Origin of the sequence: Citrobacter sp. MGH105, assembly GCF_001037485.2 — a bacterium.
GTDB lineage: Bacteria > Pseudomonadota > Gammaproteobacteria > Enterobacterales > Enterobacteriaceae > Citrobacter > Citrobacter portucalensis.
Window position 1 is genome coordinate 4,311,223 of record NZ_CP073048.1, and the last position, 20,029, is coordinate 4,331,251.

A 20,029-nucleotide genomic window follows, 5' to 3' on the forward strand; every position below is an offset into this window, starting at 1 on the left:
TCGATTAACCTGCTAATTCTGTCTGCATATTGCGGGCCGGATCACAGCCTCAAGGGGCCAGTGCCAGCACCTCTGCCACCCACTGCTGGAATCCCTCAACGTCAAGATCCAGCGCAACCTGCGCATTTGCCGGATGCCCCAAGCGTCCTTCGATGTCCACCACCGTCGTACCCGAGGTATATTCGCCCTGGGTTTCAACCGCCACGAAACACGGCTGCAGGGTAAACAGTTCCGGGCGCACCAGCCAGGCAATGGCACACAGATCGTGCATTCGCAGCCCCGTATTCATACTGCCGCTACGGTAATGGCTAAACAGCGCATGCAGCATTTTCCCCGTCTGGTTAAGTTGGGGGAGCGTCGCCAGATAGTCCGGGGCGAGCATAGCCTGATTAGTGACATCCAGCCCACACATCACAATCTCCAGCCCGCTCTGGAAGACTTTCGCGGCGGCCTCGGGATCGATAGCAATATTAAACTCGGCGTTGGGTGTGAAGTTCCCGCGTCCGGCAGAGCCGCCCATAATCACCAGACGGTGAATGTTGAATACGCATTCAGGATAATGGGTCAGCAGCAGCGCAATATTGGTCAGCGGGCCAATTGCCACCAGCGTCACGGGCTGCGGGGCATGCATCAGCGCATCGCGAATCGCCTGGAAGGCGGGTTTTGCCATCGCCTGCCGGTCGTGCTCGACAAATTCATACCCTTCCATACCGGACTCGCCGTGCACGGAAGCGGCATCACGCAGCGGTCGCACCAGCGGCATTGATGCTCCCTGCGCCAGCGGAACATCCGCATTCCAGAAGTGCAGCAGTTGCAACGCATTACGGGTGGTTTTTTCCACCGACACATTGCCTGCTACCGTGGTCATCAGTTGCAGATCCAGCTCAGGGGCAAACAGCGCGGCGGCAATGGCCGCGGCATCATCAATGCCGGGATCGGTATCAAGAATGATCGGTAAGCGCATGGTTTCTCCATAAAAAATGCCAGACGTTAAGTCTGGCATCTTCTCATAATCGTAACCGGAAAGACTTACTCTACTTCACGAACATCCACACGCAGCTCTTTCGGCACTTCGAAAACGATGTTCTCTTCGCGGCCTTCCAGTGGGATCGCTTCCCCACCGCCAAGCTCTTGCAGGCGAGCAATCACGTTTTGCACCAGGATATCCGGCGCCGAGGCTCCGGCCGTCACGCCCACACACTTCGCTTCTTTCACCCACGCTTCCTGAATGTCGGTCGCATCGTCAATCAAATACGCCGCTTTCCCCATTCGCTGGGCCAGTTCAGCCAGACGGTTGGAGTTAGAGGAGTTCTTCGAGCCGACCACCAGCACAACATCAGCCTGTTCCGCCAGCGCGCGAACCGCTTCCTGACGGTTGGTGGTGGCATAACAGATATCGTCTTTGCGCGGCCCGACAATTTTCGGGAAGCGTTGACGCAGCGCATCAATAACGTCAGAAGTGTCGTCAACGGAAAGCGTTGTCTGCGTCATGAAGGATAATTTTCCTTCATTTTTCACATTCAGTTTCAGCACATCATCCGGTGATTCAACCAGATACATTCCCCCTTGCGGGTTGCTGTACTGGCCCATTGTGCCTTCGACTTCCGGGTGCCCGGCGTGCCCAATCAGAATGGATTCTTCGCCACGACGACTGGCGCGGGCAACTTCCATATGCACTTTCGTTACCAGCGGGCAGGTCGCATCAAAAACCGTGAGGTCACGGCCTTTGGCTTCGTTACGCACCGCCTGAGATACGCCATGAGCGGAGAAAATCAGGATCGCGCCATCCGGCACTTCGCTGATTTGCTCGATAAAAATAGCGCCGCGCTCGCGCAGGCTATCCACCACATAGCGGTTATGCACCACTTCGTGACGGACATAAATCGGCGCGCCATAAATAGCCAGCGCGTTTTCCACAATGCTGATAGCGCGGTCTACGCCAGCGCAAAAACCGCGCGGGTTGGCCAACAGGATCTGCATTTTACGCCTCCAGTGCCGGTTCGACTTCCAGCACTTCAATATCAAAATGAACGGTATGCCCGGCCAGCGGATGGTTGAAATCAACCGTGATCGAATCACCGTTGATTTCGCGGATCACGCCAGGCATCTCACTGCCGTCCATTGCGGTAAAGAGCATGATAGCGCCAATTTCTGGCTCGCCCGCGTCCATAAACTCCCGACGCGAGAAATACTGAATTAAGTCCGGACTTGACACGCCAAAGGCGGCATCCGGTTCCAGAGCAAAAGTGGTTTTATCACCTTCTTTTAGCCCCAGCAGGTGTTGTTCCAGTCCTTCAGACAGAGAACCGTCGCCCAGGCGAAACAGCGCAGGCTTGCCGTTATTGCGGGTTGACTCTGCGGTGGAGCCATCGTCGAGCTTAAGGGTGAAGTGCACCAGCACCGCACTGTTACTCTGTACTGATTTAGACATGCAGGTTGCTCTTTAAAATTGCTGCCGCTTGTTTGCCCGGTGGCGCTACGCTTACCGGGCAAACAAGGATCGCAGTATATTGTAGGCCGGATTAGCATAGCGCCATCCGGCATTTTTTTATGCGGCTTTTTTCTCTTTCGACGGCAGGAAGCCTTCGAGAACAATCAATGCCGCGCCGATACAGATAGCAGTATCGGCCAGATTGAAGGTCGCGAAATGCCAGTCGCCGACGTAAAAGTCAATCATATCAACCACGAAGCCGTGCCACAGGCGGTCGAACAAGTTGCCCAGCGCACCGCCAATGATTAACGCATACGCGATGTTGTTCAGCTTTTGCGTCGCCTTCGAGCGATACATCATCACCATCAGGATGACGCAAATACCGATGGCGATGCCGGCAAAGAACCAACGTTGCCAGCCGCCGCTGTCGGCTAAGAAGCTAAACGCCGCACCATAGTTACGCGCGTAGTGCAGATTAAGCGACGGAAACAGCGACACTGTATCCCCCAGAGCAAAGTTCTGGAGGATCAGGTATTTGCTGCCTAAATCGATAATCAGCACGACTACCACCAGCCACAGCCAGCGTAGTCCTGTTGAACAAAGAGGCTTACTCATCAGGCAAACTTACGTTGTTCGCCATCACCGGCGATGTTGCTGACACAGCGTCCGCAGATATCTGCATGTTCCGCCACCTGGCCGACGTCGGTAGTGTAATGCCAGCAGCGCGGGCATTTCTCACCTTCGGCTTTGCTCAGTACGATTTTCAGACCTTTGAGCAGTTCGCTCTGCTGAGCATCAGCAGGAGCCGCTGCATAATCCGCAACCGTCGCACCAGAGGTCAGAAGTACAAAACGCAACTCTTCGCCCAGCGCGGTCAGTTTCGCCGCCAGCTCAGGTTCAGCGTACAGGGTCACTGCAGCCTCCAGAGAACCACCGACTTTCTTATCCGCACGCGCCTGTTCGATGACTTTGTTCACTTCGCCACGCACTTTCAACAGCTCGTCCCAGAAGGCATCGTTCATCGCTTCGGTTTCGCCTAAGCCAAACAGACCTTCGTACCATTCACCGGTAAAGACATACTTCTCACGATCGCCCGGCAGGTAGCCCCAGATTTCATCGGCGGTGAAGGACATGATCGGCGCCATCCAACGAACCAGCGCTTCAGCGATATGGAACAGCGCTGTCTGGCAGCTACGACGCGCCACGCTATCCGCTTTCGCGGTGTACTGACGGTCTTTGATGATGTCGAGGTAGAACGAACCCATTTCGACGGAGCAGAAGCGCATCAGGCGCTGTACCACTTCGTGGAAGTCATAGGCTTCATAGGCTTTCAGGATTTCGTCCTGCGCCGCTTGCGCACAACCTACCGCCCACCTGTCCAGCACCACCATCTCTTCCGGTTTCACCATGTCTTTAACCGGATCGAACCCATTCAGGTTCGCCAGCAGGAAGCGCGCGGTGTTACGGATACGACGATAGCTGTCGGCAGCACGTTTCAGGATTTCGTCAGAAACAGCCATTTCACCGGTATAGTCGGTTGAAGCCACCCACAGACGCAGAATATCCGCGCCCAGTTTGTTCATCACATCCTGCGGAGAAACGGTGTTACCGATAGACTTGGACATCTTACGGCCCTGACCATCAACGGTGAAACCGTGAGTCAGTACCTGGCGATAAGGTGCTTTGCCTTTCATGGCGGTGGAGATCATCAGAGATGACATGAACCAGCCACGGTGCTGGTCAGAGCCTTCCAGATACATATCTGCCGCATGGCCTGCAAACTCAGGACGTACGTCCACGACGGAGGAGTGGGTTGAACCAGAGTCGAACCACACGTCCAGCGTATCCGGGACTTTGACATACTGGTCAGCTTCGTCACCGAGGATATCTTTCGGATCGAGATCCCACCACGCCTGGATGCCGTCAACTTCAACGCGTTTAGCCACTTCTTCCATCAGTTCGATAGCGCGCGGATGCAGCTCTTCGGTGTCTTTGTGAACAAACAGAGACATCGGCACACCCCACGTACGCTGACGGGAGATACACCAGTCAGGACGGTTGGCAACCATCGATTCAATACGCGCCTGGCCCCAGTCCGGGATCCACTGCACGCCTTTGATCTCTTTCAGGGACTGCGCGCGCAGGCCTTTCTGATCCATGCTGACGAACCACTGCGGCGTCGCACGGAAGATGATCGGTGACTTGTGACGCCAGCAGCATGGGTAGCTGTGCTGCATCTTCTCAACGTGCAGCAGCGCGCCTTTTTCGCTCAGCAGCGCAACGATTTTGTCGTTGGCTTTAAAGACGTTCACGCCGTCCAGATCCGGGTAAGTACCCGCCAGGTATGCGCCGTCCGGGCCAACCGGGTTAGCGATTTCCAGACCGTATTTCTGGCTGATGACGTAGTCATCCGGACCGTGACCGCCAGCGGTATGAACCGCACCGGTACCCGCATCCAGCGTAACGTGATCGCCAAGGATAGCTGGTACATCAAAGCCCATAAACGGATGGGTAAAGCGCAGCAGTTCCAGCTCAGCGCCTTTAACGGTGCCGAGAATGGTGTATTCAGCCGCGCCAATACGCTGCATGACGCTTTCAACCAGATCTTTCGCCAGAATCACAGCCTGGCCGTCAATCTGCACCAGCGCATAGTCAAAATCAGGTGCCAGAGAGATTGCGCGGTTCGCCGGTAACGTCCACGGGGTAGTGGTCCAGATAACCAGAGAGATCGGGCCGTTGACGTCAGAAACGCCAAATTTCGCTTTCACCGCGTCCTGATCGGCGGCGTGGAACGCCACGTCGATGGACGGGGAGGTTTTGTCATAATACTCAACTTCCGCTTCCGCCAGCGCGGAACGGCAGTCAACGCACCAGTGCACCGGCTTCGCACCTTTGTGCAGGTGACCGTTACCGATGATTTTACCCAGCGCACGAATGATGTTGGCTTCGGTTTTGAAGTCCATGGTCAGGTACGGATGCGACCAGTCGCCCAGTACGCCAAGACGGATAAAGTCTTTACGCTGACCGTCAACCTGGGTCGCTGCGTATTCGCGGCACTTGGCACGGAACTCAGCGGCGGTAAACTTCTCGCCCGGTTTGCCGTATTCCTGCTCTACTTTCAGCTCGATCGGCAGACCGTGGCAGTCCCAGCCCGGAACGTAAGGCGAGTCATAACCCGTGAGTCCTTTGGACTTCACGATAATGTCTTTCAGAATCTTGTTAACCGAGTGACCAATATGAATGCTGCCATTCGCATAAGGAGGGCCATCATGCAGAATGAAGGTTTTTTTGCCTTTTTTGGCCGCACGAATGATGCCGTACAGGTCATCATCAGTCCAACGCGCCAGCATTCCCGGTTCGCGCTTGGCGAGATCGCCGCGCATCGGGAACCCTGTTTCCGGCAAATTCAGGGTTGATTTATAGTCACTCATCAGATTCTCGGTTCCGTATTTAAAACTCGTATAGGCATTAAGCCGGTTTTGTTAGCCCAAAAAATTCACGGGCAGTCAACTCATCACGCGCAATCTGCGCTTTTAGCTCATCCAGCGAGGCAAATCGCTGTTCACTGCGTATTTTTTTACGCAGTACTACATCTATATGGCGACCATACAGGTCCATTACAACGTCCAATAGATGCACTTCCAACTGTTGGCGTACGCCTGCTACCGTCGGGCGGGTGCCGATGTTGGCGACGCCGGGCAACGGTTTGTCACCCAGTCCCATCACTTCAACCGCATAAACCCCTTTCACCGGAGAAACCTGGCGACGCAGCGGTAAGTTTGCCGTCGGAAAACCGATGGTGCGCCCTAATTCATCACCGTGAACGACACGTCCTGAGATAGTAAAAGGATGCCCAAGCAGGCTTTCGGCCAGTTGCAGGTTATCTTCTGCCAGCGCCTGACGTACCGCGGTGCTGCTAATGCGCACACCGCCTTCGCAGAAGGTTTGGGTGCTGGTGATATCAAAACCATACTCAGCGCCCGCTTCCTGTAATAACAAGAAATCGCCCGCTCGGCTAGCGCCAAAGCGGAAATCATCACCAACGGCAAGAAATTGTACACCAAGGCGCTTAACCAGCAGATCGCTGATGAAGGTCTGCGCCGTTAATGCCGCAAAGCGCCTGTCAAAACGCACGCACAGCACGTAGTCCACGCCGCATTCCGCCAGATAACGCAGTTTTTCGCGCAGGCGAGTGAGGCGCGCAGGTGACTTGTCGGTCGCAAACAGCTCTAGCGGCTGCGGCTCGAAAATCATCACCATCACCGGTAAATTGCGTTTGCGCCCTTCTTCCCGTAAACCCTGCAGCAACGCACGGTGGCCACGGTGCACGCCGTCGAAATTACCAATAGTCAGCACACACCCATGCGGGGCCTGACTGAGATTATGTATGCCTCGTATCAGCTTCATGTCTGGCTCAAAACAGTGAAAATCGTGAAAGTATACCCTGTACCGCGGTCAACGTTAACCGGCGATTGTTTCTACGAAACAGAAAGAGGATTGTTTTCATTGTTATGAAACAAATTGCAGACCTTCATGGGCACGCCAATGCAATTTTTCTCGTGGAAAAGCTGTATTCACGCCACGCAAGCTGGTAGAATCCTGCGCCATCACTACGCAACGAGTGCTGCAATTTAAACGGCGCTTATTTGCACAAATCCATTGACAAAAGAAGGCTAAAAGGGCATATTCCTCGGCCTTTGAATTGTCCATATAGAACACATTTGGGAGTTGGACCTTGGCTAATATCAAATCAGCTAAGAAGCGCGCCGTTCAGTCTGAAAAGGCCCGCAAGCACAACGCTAGCCGTCGCTCTATGATGCGTACTTTCATCAAGAAAGTATACGCAGCTATCGAAGCTGGCGACAAAGCTACTGCACTGAAAGCATTTAACGAAATGCAACCAATCGTGGACCGTCAGGCTGCTAAAGGTCTGATCCACAAAAACAAAGCTGCACGTCATAAAGCAAACCTGACTGCACAGATCAACAAACTGGCTTAATCGCCTGCTTGTTGTCGCTTTGTGAAAAAACCCGCGCAAGCGGGTTTTTTTATGCCTGCTATCTGACGTTTTTCTCTTTAGCCACTGATGTTGTTCTCGCTCGTTCACGCTCTTCCTGACCAGCCTGTTTTTTCAGCTCTCCCATCCTCAGTCGCGTCGCGTAATACTTGAAAGTTATTTTCTTTCACTGTTTTCCTTTTTTTATTTCATTATTAATAAAACTGTGACCACCTTAGCAAATAGAAACATCGTTCATTCAAAAACGAATAAACGCAATCCTGATGTAAGATTTGATAATTGATTGCCGCGGTAGGGTTAACTACTTTTCATGTACACCTTACTCACTCATTTTAATCTGAGGATAAATTCAGTAACGACATAAAAATAATATTTAAAACTTGCTTAGAAAGTAGAAGCTGTTTTTCTGGGCGTATCGTTCCAGTATCGGAGTTATTATTATGAGTTCTGTTATTGAGGATACCCAGTCATGCGGGTCAACATCATTATCTTTACTACAGCGTATTAGCTACGGCTCTTTGGATGTGGCGGGTAATCTGCTGTATTGTTTCGGTTCAACTTACATTTTATATTTCTACACAGACGTTGCAGGTATTAGCCTCGCTGTAGCAGGCGTCATCCTGCTGCTGGCGCGTATTGTCGATGGCATAGACGCCCCCATATGGGGGATCATCATCGATAAAACGCGTTCGCGTTACGGTAAATGCCGCCCCTGGTTTTTATGGTTGCCATTACCTTTTGCCGTATTCAGCGCCCTGTCATTTTGGTCTCCTGATATCAGTATGACCGGAAAAGCTATCTATGCAGCAATATCTTATATGATTGCTAGCATTCTATTTACCGGACTTAATACACCACTCAGTGCAATATTACCTCTGATGACCTTATCGCCTAAGGAAAGACTGGTTTTAAATTCCTGGCGAATGACCGGTGGGCAGATTGGGGTTTTATTAATGAATGCGACTGCACTGCCGTTAGTTGCTTTTTTAGGTAACGGAAATGATCATGCGGGTTTTATTTATACGGCGATTATATTTGCCGTAATATCCTGTTCGCTAACGCTTTTCGCCTTTAAAAATATCCGTGAAATGGATACGGATAAAATACAGCAAGAACCTAAATTGCCGATGAAAAAGAGTTTTGCGGCAATGAAAGGCAACTGGCCATGGATCCTGATGGTGCTGGCAAACCTGATCTTCTGGATTGCCCTACAACAACGCTCCACAACGATTGTCTACTATCTGACCTACAATCTCGACCGCAAAGATCTGGTTCCGCTGATTAATAGCCTGGCGACAATTCAGATCCTGTTTATCATCGCTATCCCCTTCTTTAGCAAATACCTGGCTAAAACATGGATATGGGTAGGCGGTCTGCTGGTCGCCGCGCTTGGCGGCGTCATGATGTGGCTGGCAGCAGATAACATTCCTTTTCTCATCGCCGCCTGGATACTCGGCAATATCGGCAGCGGTATCGCCTGCTCAATGCCGTTTGCCATGCTGGGCTTCGCAGTCGACTTCGGCGCATGGAAGACGGGTATTAAGGCTACCGGCATTCTTATCGCCTTCGGCAGCACCTTCTGCATCAAGATGGGTAGTGGCCTCGGTACCGCTTTCGCTGCCTGGATCATGAACTGTTTTGGCTATGTCCCCAACCATGCCCAGAGTGCTGCGGGTCTGGAGGGAATTACCTGGGCCTTTATCTGGGCACCCGCCCTACTCTTCGCGCTCGCAGCGATCCCACTACTTTTCTTTCGTAAATACGAAGCGATGGAAGAGAAGATTCGCCACGATCTGGAAACCATCAACTAAAAACGATCTTTACCTTCACCCTCGAAATATGGGAGGCACCACCATGCCATTTATGCAACATGACCCGCGTCGCCTGGTCTGGCAGCAAAACGATCGCTATTTATGGATTGAACCCTGGGGCGAGAACAGCCTGCGCGTACGCAGTGGCCGTCATCTGCCGGTAATGAGAAATGAAGACTGGGCATTGACTGAGCCAGTCGCAGAAAGCCACTGCCACATTGATTATGAGCAACACCAGGCGACGCTGACCAACGGCAAAATTATCGCTATCGTCAATCAAAAAGGACAAGTGACCTTTTACCGTCATCCGCACAAACCTCTGTTGCAGGAGTTCTGGCGCTTGCGGGGCGAAATTGGCGAGGATGAATCTTCTCACGGCCAGTACGTCAGCGCACTCAACCTTGAAGGGCGCGAATTCCGACCTATTCAGGGTGGGAAATATTCACTTAAAGCCCGCTTCGAAGCCACCGAAGGGGAAAAAATTTATGGTATGGGGCAGTATCAACAGGCTAACCTGGATCTCAAAGGATGCGTTCTTGAGCTGGCGCAACGTAACTCCCAGGCCTCAGTACCGTTTATGCTCTCCAGTCTGGGCTACGGATTTTTATGGAACAACCCGGCAGTCGGGCGCGTAACCTTTGCCCACAACGTTACCGAATGGGAAGCACAGGTCAGCGAACAGCTGGACTACTGGATCACGGCTGGCGATACCCCGGCAGAAATTAGCCGGGCTTACGCGCTGGCTACCGGCACACCGCCGATGATGCCGGACTACGCCATGGGATTCTGGCAGTGCAAACTCCGCTATCGGACGCAGGAAGAGCTGCTGGAGGTTGCCCGCGAATATAAGCGCCGCAATCTGCCTATCTCGGTGATCGTTATCGACTTCTTTCACTGGCCGAATCAGGGTGACTGGATGTTCGATGCACGAGACTGGCCCGATCCTGATGCCATGATTGCCGAGCTGAAATCGCTGGGAATTGAGCTGATGGTCTCCGTCTGGCCGACGGTGGATAACCGCACCGAAAGCTATCGGGAGATGCGCGAAAACGGCTGGCTGGTACAAACGGAACGTGGCTTGCCGATCAATATGGATTTCCTCGGCAACACCACTTTCTTTGATGCTACCCATCCGGGTGCGCGGGACTACGTCTGGGGCAAAGCCAAACGCAACTATTATGATAAAGGCGTGAAGCTATTCTGGTTAGACGAAGCCGAACCTGAGTTCAGCGTTTATGACTATGACAACTATCGCTACCATGCCGGGCCGGTACTGGAAGTGGGCAATATCTACCCGCGAATGTACGCCAAAACCTTTTTTGATGGTATGAAAGCCGATGGTGAAGACAAGGTTATCAACCTGCTACGCTGCGCCTGGGCCGGCAGTCAAAAGTATGGCGCACTGGTCTGGTCAGGTGATATTCACTCCTCGTTTAGATCGCTACGCAACCAGTTTGCCGCCGGACTCAATATGGGAATCGCGGGGATCCCGTGGTGGACGACGGATATCGGTGGTTTTCATGGCGGTAATATTCACGACCCGCGTTTCCATGAACTGCTGATCCGCTGGTTCCAGTGGGGCGTATTTAGCCCGGTGATGCGTCTGCACGGCAACCGCGATCCGCAGATTTTACCGGAACAACCGTACCGGGATGGTATCGCCCAGTGTCCTACCGGTGCACCGAACGAAGTCTGGAGCTACGGTGAGGACGTGTGCGACGTACTGACGGGTTGCCTGGCGTTGCGAGAGAAACTGAAGCCCTATATCAAAGCGCTGATGGAGGAAACCCATAAGCACAATACGCCAGTGATGCGCCCCCTGTTTTTTGATTTCCCCGAACAGGAAACAAGTTGGGCAATCACTGACCAGTACTGTTTTGGTCCTGACCTGCTGATTGCCCCCGTAATGCATGAAGGTATGCGCGAACGTGATATCTGGCTACCGGAAGGGGAAACATGGACGGATCTTACGACCGGCGAGAGTTATTCGGGAGGGCAAACGTTGCACTATGCCGCGCCATTGAACAGAATTCCGGTATTTATCCGCGAAGGTGGGCAGTATCGTAGCTTATTGAGGCTATAGCATGAAACCGGCTGCGGGTGAGTACCGCAGCCGGAAGTATTACGGTAAGTATGTCTACTGTGGCTTGAACAATGCCGAGTAGTCCGCATTGCAAATACGCTGCACCGCCGGGTGCTGGATCATTCTTTCCGCAAATATGGCGTGATACTCTTCCATCACATTTTCTACGCGTCCAATTTCAACAATAGAATCATCAGCATAGAAATTGTGCGAATACAGAGTTGGTGCAACAAAAATAGCATTATGCGTTGCCCCAAACGCTTTCATCAGCGCAGCGTCATCAAACTCACCGAGGATTTCGACATTCAATCCCTGTGAGTTGATCCAGTTCAGCAGCTTACGTCCGAGCATCGAACGACGTCCAGGGATCAGCAACCGACGTTCCTCAAGGCAGGCCGGGAATGGTTTTTCAGGCAGCGGTTTGGTGCACCAAAAACTCACGCTGCACTCGCCTATCCGCACTGAGAACAACCCTTCCTGCTGCGTAGAATCAATCGGACAGTCGGAGATAATCATATCCAGCTTATGCTGGCTGAGTTGATCCAACAGCATCTCGTGCGTTGACTCAAAACAACGCAGATGGATTTGTTCATCTTCAACCACAGCGGCATCCAGTACGCTGCTGACCAACTGCTTCGATAGCGCATCCGCCACGCCGACATCGAACAGCAAATTAGACTCTTTGCGGTAGTTCACGATATCCAGCATTTCCTGGCTTAAGGTGAACATCTTATCCGCGTAACGAAAAACCAATTCGCCTAACTCACTGGGCTCCAGCCCACGCCCCTTCCGCTTAAACAATTTTCCCTGTAAGCGTTCCTCAAGCGCTTTAATCTGCCCGGTAATGGTCTGCGGTGTCAGATAAAGCGCTTCTGCTGCACCAACCACTGACCCTTCTTTATAGACATGCCAAAAGTAGTACAGATGGTTGTAATTTATATGAGACATACTCTCTCCCTGAAAATTGTCACGAAAGGGTTATCCCGTCAGGCTGATGCGTTCAACCGGGCACGTAACCAGCAGTAACCTATCACTGCCGACAACAAGGAGCCGATCAGGATCCCCAGTTTTGCCCAGTTAATCAGCTCAGGATCGACGTTGCCAAACGCCAGGCTGGCAATAAAAATCGACATCGTAAAGCCAATACCGCAAAGAATACCGACCGCCATAATCTGCTGGAAATTCGTTCCTTCCGGCAATTGCGCCACCTTGAGGCGTAACGCCAGCCAGCAAAATAGACTGATACCCAACGGCTTACCGATCAACAAACCCGCAATGATCCCCAGCGGTAATATCGAGGTCAGTCCATCAATAGTGACGCCCTGCAGCGAAACGCCCGCATTGGCGAAGGCAAACAGCGGCAGGATAAGATATGCCACCCATGGATGCAGAACATGCTCCAGTCGCTTCGCCGGTGAACGTCCGTGTTTTTCCTTCAATGGAATGAAGAAGCCCACGATCACGCCCGCCAGCGTTGCATGCACGCCAGACTTCAGTACGGCAGTCCACAGCACTACGCCGACCAGAATATAAATACCGGTGCGTCTCACTCCGCACAGATTCAATCCTGCCAGAACAAGGATCGCGCACGCGGCAACGCCCAGCGACAGCAGTGAGAGATCGCTGGTATAGAACAGTGCGATAATGACGATAGCGCCGAGGTCATCAATAATCGCCAGCGCCATCAGGAAGATTTTCAACGCCAGAGGTACACGGCTGCCCAACAACGCCAGCACACCTAACGCAAAAGCGATATCCGTTGCCGCCGGGATCGCCCACCCTTCACGGGTGATGGGATCGGCATAGTTGAATGCCAGGTACAGCAGCGCCGGGACAATCATGCCCCCGATAGCAGCAATGATCGGGAACGCCGCCTGACGCAGACTGGCCAGCGAACCTTGCATTAACTCGCGCTTTACTTCCAGACCAATCAACAGGAAGAACACCGCCATCAACGCGTCGTTGATCCACAGCAGCATATTTTTGTTGATCTCAAGCGCGCCAACCCGCAGTTGAACGGGCGTTTCCAAAAAGGCGTGGTACCATCCACTGGTAACCCCGATATTTGCCATCAGCATAGCGACCACGGCTGCGATGATCAGAATGATGCCCCCCGAGGCGTCACTACTAAAAAAACGATGCAGATGTTTCACTTTTATTCTCTCTATTGGGTGAATACTTCGTAAATACTATCTTACACTCTCAAAAAGCTCGTTAAAATTAGATTATTTGTGATTGATAGATCGGTTTTTACGAAGCATACATCCAGGAGGGAACGGCTGAAAATCAGTACTTAACCTTAGCAGTCATGTCGTTCGATGTGGCGGGCATTGAATGCATAGCGGAGATAATCCAGCGTTGAGACGACATTACCTGGTGACATATGGTTAAGTTGTGTCAAAAACGGATGACTATTGATGTACGTAATAAATTCCGTTGCTCCGGCAAGCGTAGCATGACGCAGCATGCCCGTTTTTTTATTACCCGTTAGGCTACATGCCGCTATCGCATAATCTTGGGTAGAGTAAGTACGCCAGACATTATTACGAATCCCCCCACTTTGAAACATGCGGTACGGAATATCACGTTGCGCAGGCCTGTCCCCTCTTTCCTTCACAAACGAGATATGGCAGCGCCCTTGCTGGACGTGCTGTAAATTAGCCATCATGCAACCGCCTAATATGAAGCACTCATGATCAATGTAATGCTGAACATTGAGGGAGCGTTCATCAGTAAGTGTTTTGACTAACTCAAAATGCCGATAAGCCGGCAGGACGGGTTTTACCAGCATCCCGGTATCATTTCTGTACAGCGTTGCAGGACCATAATCCACATCAAACAAGGTATTTCGTCGCATTGTCATCAGTTCCTTGCGCTGGACAAGATGCGCTAACGTGCCGGGGGGTAAACGTTCTTCGTAGTAGGAAGCATACTGGTACTCCCCCTCAACAGGCTGGGTTGAATAATTAGTCGAAACGGCAATAACTCGACCGCTATTTTCCTCAACCGTAACCAGAACATACAGACTGTTGTCACTACTGTTAAATTTAATCCGAAAAGCACGCGTACTCATCACCAGGTCGAATTTCGGAATAACAAACTCACGTTCAGCCTGATTTGCCTTACGGGATAATTTTAGTAGAACGCGGTTCAGGCCCGTGCTGTCGACAGATAGCGCCGTGCGAATATCAACAAGTGAAGCGCCCTCCAGGATAAGCCGGGCAAGATCTTCCAGACGAGGATCGTCTTTATGCCTGACAGGAGAAATAAACGTTTTATGACATTGCAGACAATAAACTCGCGGTTCCCCCTGAGCAGAAAAACCATACTTTTTTAATGACGAACTGCCGCAGGCTGGACAACCCTTAACTAACCCCTTCCATGACTGGTTTACCGACTGACGAAAAAGGTTAAGAGAGCGCTCAGAAATGATAGGGAAAAAAAAGCCACATTCCCGGCACAGGATATTTTTCCCCTGTGCCAAGTAATCAGGGCTATTAAAGACCCCAAGGTTTTTACAATCAGGTGTTTTACACACATCTACATTGATTCGAGAAAACATATTCACTCCCTGCGAATATTGCTATCACACAAATATTGATTTTATCTCTGCGGGTGAAATTCCATTTTCATAGAGCGTTTTCATCGCATTCATCGTTGGGCTGGTATGGGCAAAAAAAGCCTGGTAACCCGCGCACAGGTAGTTTTGATTCGAAGAACCAGAAACCGAAGGTAAAAAACGATGCTTAGGGCAACCACCATAACAGGCAAACTGCCACTGACAGGCATGACATTCCTGTGCCATTGTTCGGCGCTTATCGTCGCCAAACTGTCGATTTTGTTGGCTGTTGTTCATTGTGCGCAACGTCATATCCTGGATATTTCCCAGTTTGTACTGTGGGTAAACAAAATGGTCGCAATTATAGACATCGCCATTCATTTCCAGCGCAAACGCACTACCGCAGGTTGGCGCAAATACACATACCTGTGGCGGTAATCCACACCAGGCAGCTAAAGTTTGCTCAAAAACCTGTACACCTACATCGCCAATGTCGTTACGGATCCAGACATCAAAGATTGCATTAAGAAAATGGCCAAACTCGATAGATTCGACAGACCAGGGCATCATTGCGGTTTGTTTATCAACAGGATGTGCCAATCCTGTGTCACCACTTCTCTCAACCAGCGGAATAAACTGCATATAACGGCTGCCAATGTTTTTCAGATATTCATAGACCTGCAGCGGATAACGCATATTTGTACGGTTAACGACCGTCAGCGTATTAAACTCGACATCGTGACGTACCAGACATTTAATGGCTTGCTCAACCTTTTCGTGAGTCGGCTTTCCTGAACGCGTAACGCGCCATTCATCATGCAAAGCTGCATCACCGTCAATGGAAACCCCAACCAGGACGTTATGCTGCTTAAAAAACATCGCCCATTCGTTATCAATCAAAATACCGTTGGTCTGGAACGTATTGATTATTGTCTTTTCACCCGCGTATATCTGCTGAAGTTCGACCGCCCGTCGAAAAAATGGCAGCCCCATCAACGTTGGTTCCCCTCCTTGCCAGGCAAAAATCACCTCATCCACATCCTGCGCGGCGATATGCTGTTTGATAAAAAATTCAAGCGTATCTTCAGACATCTTGTAATTGGCTTTTCTTTGCGGATAGAGCTTCTCTTTCTCCAGGTAAAAACAGTATTTACAATCCAGATTGCATACCGAACCCGTCGGTTTAATCATGACCTGACAACTTTTCCTGCTCATCATCATTCAAGCCTATAAATAAAAGAACCTGACTCAGCGCTAAAGCACTGAGCCAGGCGGGCAGAGCCCTAAGTGGCATACATGGTATTTCTTATAATTATTCGATTAGCCCCAGGTGACCGGCGTAGGCTTGTCACCGCGTGCTTTCATTAACGAGTCGTTATCAATATCCTGTTTATATTTCAGGAATTTACCGTAGAGTTGTTTTTCAATATCAGGCTGTTTGCCGATCTGGTTCAGTGTCTCAAAACGATCTTTTTTCAGGTTATAGAGATACTTGGGTTTATTCTCACGATCGATGATCATTTTCCAGTCACCATCACGAATAGCCCATTCATCAGTAGGATCATCCTGGAATGGCATATCGATACCGAAAATCAGCGGTTTTTCACGTTTTAAGGTTTTCTGTTCCAGTAATGGAATCAAAGACTGCCCATCATAGGTGCGATCGGTAGGGAGCTTGAAGTTCATCATATTTGCCAGGGTCGGCAACCAGTCGAGGCCATAGACAGGCGTATCTGTCACCATTCCCTGCGGAATATGCTTACCATATTTGATAATTGCCGGAACGCGGATCCCGCCCTCCCACAGGTTATCTTTACGACCGCGAAGACCATCCGTTTCACCCGCCAGGTTTAACTCATACACTTTACGCGCTTCACGAGTGACAGGTCCGTTATCACTGGTAAAGATAACAATGGTGTTATCTTCTTCACCCATTGCCTTTATCTTATCCATTACTTTACCGACCTGAGCATCCATATAACTGATGTTGGCGTAATACTCACCTGTGCCACGCCAGGGTTTATCAGCCCAATCACCGTAGAACAGATCGGGATGCTGTTTCTGGTAGGCACTCATGTATTGTGAATACATATCGAGGTATTTTTTCGGTGAGGCCAGCGGGCTATGGACCTCAGTAAATGCAACGTATAAGAAGAAAGGTTTATCGTCTTTCTTGTTATCCAGCCAGTTAACAACTTCTGAACTAACCAGTTCACCGCTAAATGTTTCTGCTCTGCCAATCGGTTTGCCATTACGCACGAATCCGGTCGGATGCACAGTGCCATAGCGTGGACGCTCTTTCGCATTATCTAAAGTGGAATCGGTCACAAACCCGGCTGCATTCACCAGACCATAGTCAAACCCCATATCTTTAGCTTGCGGTTGGTCTGTTCGATCACCACCGGCATTGAGGTGTAATTTACCCATCATCGCCGTATCGTAGCCTTGCGCTTTCAGCAGATTAGCAATCGTCAGCTCATTACGGCCCAATGCCACATCTTTCCCTTCCGGGATCCAGGAACGGATCCCCGTGCGGAACGGCATTCGTCCAGTTAATAACCCAGCACGAGAAGGGGAGCACAGCGGAGCTGGCGCATAGTAGTCGGTAAATTTCACCCCTTCCTGAGCTAATTTATCGATATTAGGTGTTTTAACAATTTGATGACCATATGCCGCGAGATCGCCATAACCCAAATCATCAGCCAAAATAATCACTAAATTAGGCTGTTTCGCTGAAGCAGCCTGCGCTAAATGTAATGTGCTCCCGGCGCACAGTGCCAACCCAATCATGCTGGCAACGACTGTTCTTTTCATTTCAGTTCCTTTAATTTTAATTAAAATGAATATCCGATCATATAAATCATCTGATCCCCGTAACCGTCATAACCCAATTTGTTTTCAAAATAACGATACGTTACCGTAGCTTTCCATCGTGGATAAAACTTCCATGCCAGCGTTAATCCACCATTTAAACCATTCCGACCAAATTGCTGTTCCGCATAAGCATCATTTCTATCAAGCTCAATTTCATTCCAGTCAGATAAAACAAACTTCTCACCAAATAAGGTAAAATTGTAAGCCGCAGTCCAGCCAATAACGTAGCCATTCCAGCCGCTGGTTTGTCCGTATCGTTGTGATACATAGTCACCTGATTGGTTATGCAAGCCGATATAAGGTTTAAAGAAACCCCAATCTCCACTCCACCCCAGATAACCGAGTCCATAAAACATATCCAGATCGTCACCCCAAGAGTTGTCCCATTGACCGTATATCTTGCCAAAGAAGGTATAGTCAGAATCAAAAAGACGCACATGGGTCATAGCAGAGACAGTATGGTTACGGCCCGCCACTGCATGGTTTAATACGTTGCTTTCAATAAAAGAATAGAATTCAGCCTCTCTGAAATTGACGCCAAAATCAGCCGTTGCTTTCCAAACTTCACCGCGGTGCACATTCACAAAACCGCTATTCCAGTCTGCATAACCAGCGTTAATTGACCCAAAAGAGTTTTTATATTCCAGAGCCTGTACATTTTGGCTAAAAAGAGCTGGCGCGGCTAATACAAGACTAGCCAATAGTATTTTCTTTATCCGAGGCATTGAATTTATTCCCCATAATTATAATTTATCCATCAATGAATGAAGGTTCGCTGCGGTGATAAATATTAAACAAATGTAATTACAAGATAGTGATGTAAATCTCACATCAGAATAGATAAAGGCTGCTTAAAATAATGTGTCGAATAATGTTGCTGTAGATACGATAAGTTCATATTTATTAATAAACACGTCAATATCTTCTTACTAAACCACCTCTGATATATTTACCTGGCATGTTAGAAAACTCACATTAAAGACTATCCAACTCACTTTTATCCTTGACAATAAAAAACCGGTATTCCCTTAAAGGGGATACCGGTTTTTTCAAACGAGAGAGCTTTTCTGCTTGTCGTTAGCGTGTCAGATCGTCAAAAAACTTCTTCACACCGTCAAAGAAACTTTTGGAGCGCGGACTATTTTGCTCGCCGGTCGGGCCGCCAAAGCTGTCCTGCAAATCTTTCAGCAGTTGCTTCTGCTTGTCGTTCAGGCCCACTGGGGTTTCAACCACCACGCGGCACAGCAGGTCGCCCTGAGCGCCACCGCGTACAGACTTGACGCCCTTTCCACGCATGCGGAAAAGTTTGCCAGTTTGCGTTTCGCCCGGAATTTTTAGCTTCACGCGACCATCCAGCGTCGGGACTTCAATCTCGCCGCCCAGCGCAGCCATCGCAAAGTTAATCGGTACTTCGCAGTACAGGTTATTGCCTTCACGTTCGAAAATTGGGTGCTGTTTTACCTGCACCTGAACGTACAAATCACCTGCTGGCGCACCATGTTCACCGGCTTCACCTTCGCCCGCTAAACGAATGCGGTCGCCGGTATCAACCCCTGCAGGGATCTTAACGGACAGCGTTTTGCTTTTCTCAACGCGACCATGACCGTGGCATTTGTTGCACGGATCTTTGATCAGCGTACCGCGGCCCTGACAGTGTGGACAGGTCTGCTGTACGGCAAAAAAGCCCTGACGCATCTGTACCTGACCAGAACCGTGACAGGTTGGACAGGTCTGTGGCTGAGTACCTGCCTTCGCACCGCTACCGTGGCAGACGTCACACTCTTCCAGAGTCGGAATACGGATCTCTTTGGTGACGCCACGCACGGCTTCTTCCAGAGTGAGATCCATGTTGTAACGTAAATCAGCACCACGTGAGGCGCGCTGACGACCACGACCGCCGCCAAAGATATCGCCAAACACGTCACCAAAGATATCGCTGAAGTCAGCCCCGCCGCCAAAACCGCCGCCGCCGCCCATGCCGCCTTGCTCAAACGCAGCATGACCGTACTGATCGTAAGCCGCACGTTTTTGCGCATCGGTCAGGATTTCGTACGCTTCTTTGATCTCTTTAAACTTGGCTTCGGCCTCTTTATCACCCTGGTTGCGGTCCGGGTGATATTTCATGGCCAGGCGCTTGTAGGCCTTTTTGATTTCACGCTCTTCCGCTGATTTGGAAACGCCTAAAATCTCGTAATAGTCTTGCTTAGCCATCTCTTTTTATCTGCCCCTAACATGCGTGCACGGGCGGAGAGGA

General features: G+C 50.5%; 16 protein-coding genes and 1 pseudogene. 3 read left to right on the plus strand and 14 right to left on the minus strand.

The genetic code is table 11. From position 1 onward, the window contains the following. Positions 1-49: 49 nt before the first annotated feature. The 7 genes and pseudogenes from rihC to SK35_RS26925 all read right to left on the minus strand — a co-directional run bounded on the left by rihC (position 50) and on the right by SK35_RS26925 (position 7,061). Positions 50-964, minus strand: a complete 915-nt coding sequence (gene rihC, locus SK35_RS20700) for a ribonucleoside hydrolase RihC (RefSeq protein WP_048214974.1) — start codon at positions 962-964, stop codon at positions 50-52. A gap of 65 nt (positions 965-1,029) precedes the next feature. Continuing rightward, entirely contained in the window at positions 1,030-1,980 is a 951-nt protein-coding gene (gene ispH, locus SK35_RS20705; protein ID WP_003018925.1) for a 4-hydroxy-3-methylbut-2-enyl diphosphate reductase, read from the minus strand. Between the two features lies 1 nt (position 1,981). Then, complete coding sequence (fkpB, locus tag SK35_RS20710) at positions 1,982-2,431, minus strand: FKBP-type peptidyl-prolyl cis-trans isomerase (RefSeq protein WP_003018929.1); 450 nt, start codon at positions 2,429-2,431, stop codon at positions 1,982-1,984. 117 nt (positions 2,432-2,548) lie between these two features. Next, complete coding sequence (gene lspA, locus SK35_RS20715) at positions 2,549-3,046, minus strand: signal peptidase II (protein WP_003018932.1); 498 nt, start codon at positions 3,044-3,046, stop codon at positions 2,549-2,551. Continuing rightward, a complete protein-coding gene (gene ileS, locus SK35_RS20720; RefSeq protein WP_003829724.1) occupies positions 3,046-5,862 on the minus strand; it encodes an isoleucine--tRNA ligase in 2,817 nt (938 codons plus the stop codon). Before ileS ends, lspA begins: the two co-directional genes overlap by 1 nt. 37 nt (positions 5,863-5,899) lie before the next feature. After that, positions 5,900-6,838, minus strand: a complete 939-nt coding sequence (ribF, locus tag SK35_RS20725; protein WP_003829725.1) for a bifunctional riboflavin kinase/FAD synthetase — start codon at positions 6,836-6,838, stop codon at positions 5,900-5,902. Positions 6,839-6,845: 7 nt separating this feature from the next. Further along, positions 6,846-7,061: pseudogene (locus SK35_RS26925) on the minus strand (DUF2575 domain-containing protein). Between the two features lie 105 nt (positions 7,062-7,166). Here SK35_RS26925 and rpsT point away from each other — a divergent pair. The 3 genes from rpsT to SK35_RS20740 all read left to right on the plus strand — a co-directional run bounded on the left by rpsT (position 7,167) and on the right by SK35_RS20740 (position 11,342). Beyond that, on the plus strand, positions 7,167-7,430 hold the full coding sequence (gene rpsT / locus SK35_RS20730; RefSeq protein ID WP_003018940.1) for a 30S ribosomal protein S20: 264 nt from the start codon (positions 7,167-7,169) through the stop codon (positions 7,428-7,430). A 458-nt stretch (positions 7,431-7,888) separates the two neighbouring features. Continuing rightward, the gene (locus SK35_RS20735) at positions 7,889-9,259 is read left to right on the plus strand and encodes an MFS transporter (protein ID WP_008786155.1); all 1,371 of its coding nucleotides are present in this window, start codon (positions 7,889-7,891) and stop codon (positions 9,257-9,259) included. A gap of 43 nt (positions 9,260-9,302) precedes the next feature. Further along, positions 9,303-11,342, plus strand: coding sequence for a glycoside hydrolase family 31 protein (locus tag SK35_RS20740; protein ID WP_048214975.1), 2,040 nt, complete (start codon positions 9,303-9,305; stop codon positions 11,340-11,342). 54 nt (positions 11,343-11,396) lie between these two features. Here SK35_RS20740 and nhaR read toward each other — a convergent pair whose 3' ends face one another. The 7 genes from nhaR to dnaJ all read right to left on the minus strand — a co-directional run bounded on the left by nhaR (position 11,397) and on the right by dnaJ (position 19,986). Further along, positions 11,397-12,290, minus strand: a complete 894-nt coding sequence (gene nhaR, locus SK35_RS20745; protein ID WP_032942332.1) for a transcriptional activator NhaR — start codon at positions 12,288-12,290, stop codon at positions 11,397-11,399. A gap of 38 nt (positions 12,291-12,328) precedes the next feature. Next, on the minus strand, positions 12,329-13,495 hold the full coding sequence (nhaA, locus tag SK35_RS20750) for a Na+/H+ antiporter NhaA (RefSeq protein WP_008786152.1): 1,167 nt from the start codon (positions 13,493-13,495) through the stop codon (positions 12,329-12,331). Between the two features lie 146 nt (positions 13,496-13,641). Further along, positions 13,642-14,904 carry an IS1/IS1595 family N-terminal zinc-binding domain-containing protein gene (locus tag SK35_RS20755; RefSeq protein ID WP_048214976.1) on the minus strand — a complete coding sequence of 421 codons (1,263 nt, stop codon included), beginning with the start codon at positions 14,902-14,904 and terminating at the stop codon, positions 13,642-13,644. Between the two features lie 24 nt (positions 14,905-14,928). Then, a complete protein-coding gene (locus tag SK35_RS20760) occupies positions 14,929-16,119 on the minus strand; it encodes an anaerobic sulfatase maturase (RefSeq protein WP_048216358.1) in 1,191 nt (396 codons plus the stop codon). A gap of 102 nt (positions 16,120-16,221) precedes the next feature. Beyond that, positions 16,222-17,715: a sulfatase family protein gene (locus SK35_RS20765; RefSeq protein WP_048214977.1), complete on the minus strand. Its 1,494-nt coding sequence runs from the start codon at positions 17,713-17,715 to the stop codon at positions 16,222-16,224. 20 nt (positions 17,716-17,735) lie between these two features. Further along, entirely contained in the window at positions 17,736-18,500 is a 765-nt protein-coding gene (locus tag SK35_RS20770) for an outer membrane protein OmpK (RefSeq protein ID WP_048214978.1), read from the minus strand. 352 nt (positions 18,501-18,852) lie between these two features. Continuing rightward, on the minus strand, positions 18,853-19,986 hold the full coding sequence (gene dnaJ, locus SK35_RS20775) for a molecular chaperone DnaJ (RefSeq protein WP_008786151.1): 1,134 nt from the start codon (positions 19,984-19,986) through the stop codon (positions 18,853-18,855). Positions 19,987-20,029: the final 43 nt, after the last annotated feature.